The following is an 8,819-nucleotide window of genomic DNA, read 5'->3' on the forward strand; positions in this document are numbered from 1 at the left end:
GCATGACCCCGACACGCCGGGCCGCGGCGAGTATCGACATCCCGCCACACACCATGTCAACGAAGTCGGTGCGGGTATTCGGAGGAAACAGCTTGACCATAAAACGCTCCATCAATCAGAGCGTTGCTACGACCATATGACTTTGCCCGCCCGACATGGGCCGGAAGTGACCCCGCGATGTCTTGGATGGGCCGTTTTGCACTGCGTGGCACCTTCTGCGTATCCTTGGTTGGCTAGTTAATAGCAATTGGAGACGTGCCAGAGCGGCCGAATGGGCTTCACTGCTAATGAAGTGTGGGGCACAACTCCACCGGGGGTTCAAATCCCCCCGTCTCCGCGTTTGGCCCCGGTCCTTGGACCGGGGCCTTTTGCGTTCCCGGGCACATCGGCTGCGGCGCCAAGCCTCGCCTGCGCGGAGGCCCGCTCCCGGGCAGATCAGGGCGGATCGGCGTCGTTCATCCGCCCTGATCTGCACCCGAGACGAGTGAGCGGCGCTGCTGCGGCGCCGTCGGCAGCAAGTCCGGTTCCCGTCCGGTGGCCGGACGCCTCGCGGCCGCCGGCCGATCCGGATGGCAGGATAGGCCCATGTCGAGCAACAAGGAATTTGACGCCATCATCGTCGGCGGCGGCCACAACGGCCTGGCCGCGGCCGCGTACTTGGCCAAGGCTGGGCGTGAGGTCCTGGTCCTGGAAAAGCTGGAGCACCCCGGCGGCGCCGCGGTGTCCGCGCACGCGTTCGACGGCGTCGATGCCCGCCTCTCGCGCTACTCGTACCTCGTCAGCCTCCTGCCCCAGCAGATCATCGACGACCTCGGCCTGCGGATCACGCTGGCGCGGCGGCGCTATTCCTCGTACACCCCGGACCCCGCGGACGGCAGCCGGGCCCTGTTGGTGGACAACGGGGACGAGGCCGCCACTGCGGCGTCCTTCGCCGCCGTCGGCGCGCCCGACGGCGAGTTCCGCGCCTTCACCGCGTTCTATGCCGCCTGCCGGCAGCTCACCGAGGCCCTCTGGCCCACCATGACCTCGCCGCTGCTGGCGCGGTCCGAAGCGCGGTCTCTCGCCGCCCGGGCCGGCGCTGCCGAGGCATGGGAGGCGATGATCGAACATCCCATCGGGGATGCCATCAGCAAGGAGCTGGGCAACGACCTGGTCCGCGGCGTGGTGCTGACGGATGCGCTGATCGGGACCTTCGCCCGGGCCGACGACCAGGACCTGCAGCAAAACATCTGCTTCCTCTACCACCTGATCGGCGGCGGGACGGGCGACTGGGACGTGCCGGTCGGCGGCATGGGCGCGGTGTCCGGCGAGCTGGAGCGGGCCGCCCGCGACGCCGGCGCGACCATCCTGACCTCCGCGGACGTCACGGCCGTCCGGCCCGGCGGCGTCGTGGACTATCGCCACGGCGGGCAGGACCACACGTCTTCCGCGCGGTGGGTGCTGTCCAATGTGGCGCCGGCAGTCCTGGACCGGCTCCGCAGCCGGCCTGCCGCGGGCCCCGCTGGCATTTCAGCGGGCGCTGCCCCGGTGCTCGCCGCCGGCATTACGGCAGGCGGCATTTCAGCGGGCGCTGCCGGCAATCCGAACCATCGCCGCGAGGGCGCCCAGGTCAAGGTCAATCTGCTGCTCAAGCGCCTTCCGCGGCTGCTGGACGGATCCGTCAGCCCGGAGGCCGCCTTCGGCGGGACGTTCCACATCAACGAGACGTGGTCCCAGCTCGACGCCGCCTACAGCGCCGCCGCGGCCGGATCAGTGCCCGCACCGCTGCCGTGCGAAATCTACTGCCATTCGCTGACGGACCCCAGCATCCTGTCCCCGGAACTGCAGGCCGCCGGAGCCCAGACGCTGACCGTCTTTGGCCTGCACGTCCCGGACCGGCTGGTCACGGCCGAGAACAACGAGGAACGCCGCGCCGAACTGCAGGCGGCCGTCCTGGCCTCCCTGAACTCCGTCCTGGCCGAGCCGATTGAGGACCTGCTCCTGACGGATCCGGACGGCCGGCCCTGCATCGAAACCAAGACCACCCTGGACATCGAACGCGCCGTCGGCATGCCGCGGGGCAACATTTTCCACGGCGGCCTCGACTGGCCCTTCGTGGAGGACGGCGAACCGCTGGACACCCCGGCGCGCCGCTGGGGCGTGGCGACGGACGATCCACGGATCCTGCTCTGCGGCTCAGGCGCCCGCCGCGGCGGCGCCGTCAGTGCCATCGGCGGTCACAACGCCGCCATGGCCGTGCTGGAATCGGAACCTCCGCTCCGCAATGGGTGAACCGGAACTCGGAGACACGCGCATGAAGGCCTCCTCGCGCAGCGCCGTCCCGGCCGGGGGCAGCTGGAGCCCGCGGCTGGCCCTCCTCGTGGCCGCGACGTTCTTCATGGAATTCCTGGACGGGACCGTCCTGACCACGGCCATCCCCAGCATCGCCGCGGATTTCTCCGTGCCGGCCGCCGACGTCAACATCACCATGACGGCCTACCTGATGACGGTGGCGATGGGCATCCCGCTCAGCAGCTGGCTCGCGGAGCGGCTCGGTGCGCGCCGGGTTTTCTGCCTCGCCATCGCGATCTTCACGGCCGCGTCGCTGCTCTGCGCGCTCAGCCAGGACCTCACCATGCTGACCCTGAGCCGTGTCCTGCAGGGTGCCGGGGGCGCCATGATGGTCCCTGTGGGCACGCTGGTGGTGCTCCGCGGAACCCCGAAGAAGGAACTGCTGCGGGCCACCGCCTTCCTGGTGTGGCCCGGGCTGCTGGCCCCGGTCCTTGCCCCGCTCGTGGGCGGAGCGCTCACCACGTACCTGTCCTGGCACTGGATCTTCCTGGTCAACCTCCCCCTGGGCCTGGCGGCGTTCCTGGCCGCGCTGCGCTTGGTCCCCTCAGTGAGCGGCGACAGCACGCGGCGCCTCGACTGGCTCGGCCTGGCCCTGACCACGCTCGGGGTGGGCTCCCTGCTGGTCGGTCTGGAACTGATCGGCGGCCGGGACGCCGGGCTGCTGGCAGCCGCAGGGATCGTGGTGGGCCTGCTGTTCCTGGCCGCCGCCGCGGCCTGGATGCGGCGGACCAGCACGCCGCTGTTCAATTTGTCCGTCTTCGGCGCACGGACGTTCCGCGCGACGGCGACGGGAGGCTTTGTGTACCGCCTGACCATCAGCGCCGTGCCGTTCCTGCTGCCGCTGATGTTCCAGGCCGGCTTCGGCTGGGACCCGCTGCGCGCCGGGGCGATGGTGTCCGCCGTGTTCGTGGGCAACATCGGGATTAAGCCTGCCACCACGCCCCTGATCCGGCGCTTCGGCTTCAAACCTGTTCTGGTGTTTGCGTCGCTGGCGTCCGCGGCCACTTTTGCGCTGTGCGCGCTGCTCGACGCCGGCACGCCGGAGCCGCTGATTGTCGCCGTGCTGGTGGCCAGCGGGGCGTTCCGCTCGATCGGGTTCTCGGCCTACGCATCCGTCCAGTACGCCGACGTCGCCCCGGCCCAGCTGCCGTCCGCCAACGCCGTCTCCGCCACGCTCGTGCAACTCTCCACCGCGGCAGGAATTGCCGTCGGGGCGCTCCTGCTGCGGGTCTTCGAGGCAAGCAGCCAGGGCGCAGGAGCCACCGGTCTCGCCACGGGCGATCCGGCGGCGCCATACCGGGCAGCGTTCGTGGCCATCGCGGTCCTGATGCTCCTGAGCACGCTGGACAGCCTGGCCCTCCCCCGCCACGCCGGCGCCGAGGTCAGCCGGCCTGGCCCAACACCAACGGCAGAACGGCGCCGGCGCCGGCGAGCCTGAGGGCCCGCCCGGAGATGGTCAAGGTCCAGCGGCTGTCCACGAGGTCGTCCACCAGCAGGACGCTCTGGCCACGGATTCCAGCCAGGGCCTCCTCCAGCTCCGGGCCCACCACCAGCCGGTCCCAGACTCCGGCGAGCCGGTAGGCGCTGTTCCCGCCGCGGCCGCCCGTGGGCCCGCCGTGGTTGAGCTGCAGCTGGCCCAGATACGGGATGCGGCCGATCTCGGAGATCCCGCGGGCCAGGGAGTCCACCAACTGCGGCTTACTACGGGAGGGCAGGCTGATGATCGCGGCGGGCCGGCCGGCCCCGCTCCAGCCCGGGGTCCGGGCATCTGCTGTGCCCCATTCCTTCAGCACCTGGACGCAGGCCTGCAGCATGCCGGGGTCAACGGCCCGGTCGGGCGCACCGGCGGCGAACGCCTCGCGCAGGGCCCCGCCCCAGCCAAGGTCAGTCAGGCGCGCCAGCACGCGGCCGTCGGCGAGGGCTTCATCCGGCTTGATCTTGCCCTTGACCGGCACACCCAGGCGGTCCATGCCGCTGGGCCACTGCAGCCGCGGTTCAAGGACGACGCCGGCCCGGCGAAGGGTCTGCCCGGCAGTCTTCGTGGCGTCCTCGGCGATGTCGGCCCGGAACCAGCGGCCCGCGCAGTTGTCGCAGCGGCCGCAGGCGCGGGCTGTTTCGTCGTCAAGCACCGAGGTGATGTATTCCATCCGGCAGCCGGCGGTGTCCTGGTAGATGACCATCGAGTCCTGTTCATCCACCCGGGCCTCGGCGATCCGGCTGTACCGCTCGGCGTCGTAATTCCATGGCTGTCCCGTGGAGCGCCAGCCGCCGCCGACGCGTTCGACGGCGCCGTCCACGGCCAGGACCTTCAACAACAGCTCCAGCGGGGTGCGGCGCAGGTCCACCCGGGCCTCAAGCGCCACCGTGGACACCGCCGCTCCGGCTTCGGCCAGGGCTGTCAGGACGGCGGCAGCCTTTTCCTCGGACGGCATGGACGCGGTGGCGAAGTACTGCCAGATGTCGCGGTCCTCCGAACCGGGCAGCAGCAGGACGTCGGCGTTCGCCGCGCCACGCCCGGCGCGGCCCACCTGCTGGTAGTACGCCACCGGCGAGGACGGCGCGCCAAGGTGCACCACGAAGCCGAGGTCCGGCTTGTCGAAGCCCATGCCGAGCGCTGACGTGGCCACGAGCGCCTTGACCTGGTTGTCCTTCAGGAGCTGCTCGGCGCGTTCCCGGTCCGCGGGGTCCGTGCGGCCGGTGTAGGCGAGCACCTCGTGCCCCGCTTCGGCCAGGAGGCGGGCCGTGTCCTCGGCTGCCGAAACGGTGAGTGTGTAAATGATGCCGCTGCCCTGCAAATCCTGCAGGTGGGTCAGCAGCCAGCCCAGCCGTTCGCGGGAATCGGGCAAGGTCAGGACACCCAGGCGGAGCGAATCCCGGCCCAGGGCTCCCCGGATGGTGAGCACGTCCTTGCCGAGCTGCTCCTCGATGTCATGCACCACCCGGGAATTGGCCGTGGCGGTGGTGGCGAGCACCGGCACGGTGTCCGGCAGCTGCGTGATGAGGTCCGCGATGCGCCGGTAGTCGGGGCGGAAGTCGTGGCCCCAGTCCGAGATGCAGTGGGCCTCGTCAATCACCAGCAGCCCGGTCCGGCGCACGAGTTCGGGGAGCTGGTTTTCCCGGAAGGACGGGTTGGTGAGGCGTTCAGGCGAAACCAGCAGGACGTCCACTTCATCGGCGGCGAGCTGCTCGCGGACCGTGTCCCACTCCAACTGGTTCGCCGAGTTGATGGCGACCGCCCGTACCCCTGCCCGCGCCGCGGCGGCGACCTGGTCGCGCATGAGAGCCAGCAGCGGTGACACGATCAGGGTGGGGCCGGCGCCGCGGCGGCGCAGCAGCAGGGAGGCGACGAAATAGACGGCCGACTTCCCCCAGCCGGTGCGCTGCACCACCAGGGCCCGCCGGCCGCCGTCGACCAGGGCCTCAATGGCCTCGAACTGGCCGTCATGGAACTCCGCCTCAGGGTGGCCCACGAGCTCGCGCAGCACAGTCTGGGCCTGTTCCCGGGTCGAGGCCGTGGTGTCGGCGAGGGCGGTGCTGGAAGGGGCGTTCTGGTTACTGGCCATTGCTTCAGTATCCCAGCCTCCTCCGACAGCCATGAAGCCAAGGGTCCGCTATGTGCACAATCCCAGCGTGTGGATACCGGCCGCGGCGTCAGGGCCGCAACGTAAGATAGGACGCGTGACTACGGACAAGACAAAGACTTTTGACCTCTCGACCTCGTTCAAAGCCTATGACGTGCGCGGAATCGTAGGGCAATCCATCACCGCGGAGATCGTTGAAGCCGTCGGTGCCGCCTTCGTCGACGTCCTGGAGCTCGAGGGGCAGACCGTGCTGGTGGGCGGCGACATGCGACCCTCCTCCCCCGAGTTCGCCAAAGCCTTTGCCAACGGCGCGGCCACCCGCGGAGCCAACGTCCAGCTCCTGGACCTGATCTCCACCGACGAGCTCTACTACGCGTGCGGCGCCCTCAACGCCGCCGGCGCCACGTTCACCGCGAGCCACAACCCGGCCGAATACAACGGCATCAAGATGGCCAAGGCCGGCGCCGTGCCAATCTCCTCCGAAACCGGACTCATGGAAATCCAGGCCCGCGCCGAGGAATACCTCAACGCCGGCACCATCCCCGCCGCCGGCACCCGCGGCCTGGTGGGCGTGCAGGACGTCCTCAAGGGCTATGCGGAGTACCTGCGCGACCTGGTGGACCTGCGCGGTTCCCGGCCGCTGAAGGTTGTGGTGGATGCCGGCAACGGCATGGCCGGCCTCACCACTCCGGCCGTGCTTGGCGATGCCCTGCTGCCCATGCTCCCTTTGGAGATTGTGCCCCTGTACTTCGAGCTCGACGGATCATTCCCGAACCACCCGGCCAACCCGCTGGAGCCGGAAAACCTGCGCGATCTGCAGGCCGCCGTCGTCGAGCATGGCGCGGACATCGGCCTGGCCTTCGACGGCGACGCCGACCGTTGCTTCGTGATCGACGAAAAGGGCGAGCCCGTCTCGCCGTCGGCCATCACCGGCATGGTGTCCCGTCGCGAGATCGCCCGCGCCCAGGGCCTCGGCGAAGACACGCCCACCGTCATCCACAACCTGCTGACCTCCCGCGCGGTTCCGGAGCTGGTGGAGCGCCTCGGCGGCCGCCCTGTCCGCACCCGGGTGGGGCACTCCTTCATCAAGGCCGTCATGGCCGCGGAGGGAGCCATCTTCGGCGGGGAGCACTCGGCCCACTTCTACTTCCGCGACTTCTGGAATGCGGACACCGGCATGCTCGCAGCCATGCACGTCCTGGCCGCCCTGGGCGAACAGGACGGTCCGCTCTCCGAGCTCGGCCGCGAATACGAGCCGTACCAGTCCTCCGGCGAGATCAACTCGGAAATCGAGGACAAGACCGCCGCAGTGGAGCGGGTCCGCAAGGATTTCCACGACGACGACGTCGAGGTCGACTACCTCGACGGCAGCACCTTTATCGCCGCCGACGGCAGCTACTGGTTCAACCTGCGACCGTCCAACACCGAGCCGTTCCTGCGCCTCAACGTCGAAGCCACGGACACTGCCACCATGGAACGCGTCCGCGACCGCGTCCTGGCGCTGGTCCGGGGCTAGCCGTGGCCGTACATCCGGAAGAATCCCCGAACGCCGGTTCCTGGCGCGATTCCGTGCCGGACGCCAGCGCCACGGACCTGGAGAACCTGCTGGGCACCGGCGTCGGCGCCGCGCAGGAGCAACTCGAGCGCAACGGCGGTTTCCTGCCCTTCGCCCTGGTGGTCCAGAATGACGGCGAAGTCCGGCTGGTTGCCGTGACCCCGGCGGACGCGAGCGACGGATCGGACGCAGACTTCGACGCGGACGCCATGATCCGGGACCTCCACGAGCTGCTCCGGCAGCATCGGGAGGAGTTCCGGGCCGCCGCCGTCGTCTGTGACATCACGCTGCTCGAGGAAGACTCGGACGCCATCCACGTGGCCGCAGAGCACCAGGACGGCTCCCTGTTCGCCGCAGTCCTGCCCTATGCCCCCAACGCAGGAACGCACGAACTCGAGTTCGGCCAGCTGGCCGCCGATACCAACGAGCCCGCCGTCTGGGTGGACTAGACCTCCCTTAGGTTGGGGATATGAAGATCAATGCGTTCGCCGATGTGAGCCTGCGCGCTTTGCTGGTGCTCGCCGCCGTTCCGGACGGCGGGCTCCTGACGACGCAGAGCATCGCCGACGCCGTCGGCACGCCGTATAACCATGTCAGCAAGGCGATGGCGAGGCTGCGCGCCCTGGGCATGATCGACGTCGAACGCGGCCGCAACGGCGGTTCCCGGCTGAGCAGCGCCGGCCGGACCGCCACGGTTGGCCAGGTGCTGCGGCAACTCGACACCCGCCTGGACCCTGCCGACTGCATCGGCTCGGGCGGCACGTGCCCGCTCATCACCGAGTGCCGCCTCCGGGCCGGGCTTGCCCGGGCCCGCGAAGCCTTTTATCGCGAACTCGACGGGATCGAGATCGCCTCGCTGCCGACAGCCCGGCAGATGGCACCAGTCTTTGAGGCGATCGGCTTGCGCCCAGGGCTCTAGGTATTCGCCCCACTGGCCCTCCCCCGCGGTCCCGATGACGGGAGCTGAAGAAGTCCAGGACTACCCCCTACTTGGTCCACGGGACCGCATCCCAAGTAGGGCTACGCGTTGACACCGGACCGGCCTCAGATGACAAAGTACCCCCAAGGATGTCACTACCGCCGGGGAGCCTCTTTGCTTTCGGCCACGCGAAAGGCCACCGATGAAGAGACTTCGCAGGCTAGCCACTGTCGGCGCGGGTGCGCTCCTATTTTCGCTGATGAGCGTCCCCCCAGCCCACGCGGCGCCGACCGTGGTGGCGGTGGCGCCGGCCGCGGACACCTACACCTCGTCGTCGGCGCCCACCACGGACTTTGGCACCAGCGGCTCGCTCGCCGTCTACGGCTCTCCCGAGAACACGGCAGTCCTGCGGTTCCAGTTCCCGGCCGCCCCG

The 8,819-nt window shown here is 69.6% G+C and carries 6 protein-coding genes and 1 tRNA gene; 6 read left to right on the plus strand and 1 reads right to left on the minus strand.

The window, feature by feature from the left end; genetic code table 11:
• The first annotated feature begins 249 nt into the window (after positions 1-249).
• From AC1DEM_RS21540 to AC1DEM_RS21550, 3 genes are all read left to right on the plus strand, one after another.
• Positions 250-337, plus strand: a tRNA-Ser gene (locus tag AC1DEM_RS21540).
• A 248-nt stretch (positions 338-585) separates the two neighbouring features.
• Positions 586-2,271 (plus strand): phytoene desaturase family protein, encoded by a 1,686-nt coding sequence (locus tag AC1DEM_RS21545; protein WP_476886314.1) that lies wholly within the window; start codon positions 586-588, stop codon positions 2,269-2,271.
• Between the two features lie 22 nt (positions 2,272-2,293).
• Positions 2,294-3,769: an MFS transporter gene (locus AC1DEM_RS21550; protein WP_476886319.1), complete on the plus strand. Its 1,476-nt coding sequence runs from the start codon at positions 2,294-2,296 to the stop codon at positions 3,767-3,769.
• On the opposite strand, the gene AC1DEM_RS21555 is transcribed toward AC1DEM_RS21550, so the two are convergent.
• The gene (locus AC1DEM_RS21555) at positions 3,714-5,894 is read right to left on the minus strand and encodes a RecQ family ATP-dependent DNA helicase (protein ID WP_476886315.1); all 2,181 of its coding nucleotides are present in this window, start codon (positions 5,892-5,894) and stop codon (positions 3,714-3,716) included. The two genes, AC1DEM_RS21550 and AC1DEM_RS21555, sit on opposite strands and share 56 nt — an antisense overlap.
• Before the next feature lie 115 nt (positions 5,895-6,009).
• Here AC1DEM_RS21555 and AC1DEM_RS21560 point away from each other — a divergent pair, with 115 nt between their 5' ends.
• From AC1DEM_RS21560 to AC1DEM_RS21570, 3 genes are read left to right on the plus strand one after another with little or no spacing between them, the layout of a single operon-like run.
• Entirely contained in the window at positions 6,010-7,428 is a 1,419-nt protein-coding gene (locus tag AC1DEM_RS21560; protein WP_476886316.1) for a phosphomannomutase/phosphoglucomutase, read from the plus strand.
• A gap of 2 nt (positions 7,429-7,430) precedes the next feature.
• The gene (locus AC1DEM_RS21565; protein WP_476886317.1) at positions 7,431-7,916 is read left to right on the plus strand and encodes a hypothetical protein; all 486 of its coding nucleotides are present in this window, start codon (positions 7,431-7,433) and stop codon (positions 7,914-7,916) included.
• 20 nt (positions 7,917-7,936) lie between these two features.
• Positions 7,937-8,386, plus strand: a complete 450-nt coding sequence (locus AC1DEM_RS21570) for an RrF2 family transcriptional regulator (RefSeq protein WP_476886318.1) — start codon at positions 7,937-7,939, stop codon at positions 8,384-8,386.
• Positions 8,387-8,819 lie beyond the last annotated feature (433 nt).

It is taken from the genome of Arthrobacter sp. 05T420 (assembly GCF_056396305.1).

Coding starts and splice junctions, on each gene's coding strand:
- AC1DEM_RS21545 (WP_476886314.1), top strand. CDS start 586: ATGTCGAGCAACAAGGAATTTGACGCCATCATCGTCGGCGGCGGCCAC.
- AC1DEM_RS21550 (WP_476886319.1), top strand. CDS start 2,294: ATGAAGGCCTCCTCGCGCAGCGCCGTCCCGGCCGGGGGCAGCTGGAGC.
- AC1DEM_RS21555 (WP_476886315.1), bottom strand. CDS start 5,894: ATGGCCAGTAACCAGAACGCCCCTTCCAGCACCGCCCTCGCCGACACC.
- AC1DEM_RS21570 (WP_476886318.1), top strand. CDS start 7,937: ATGAAGATCAATGCGTTCGCCGATGTGAGCCTGCGCGCTTTGCTGGTG.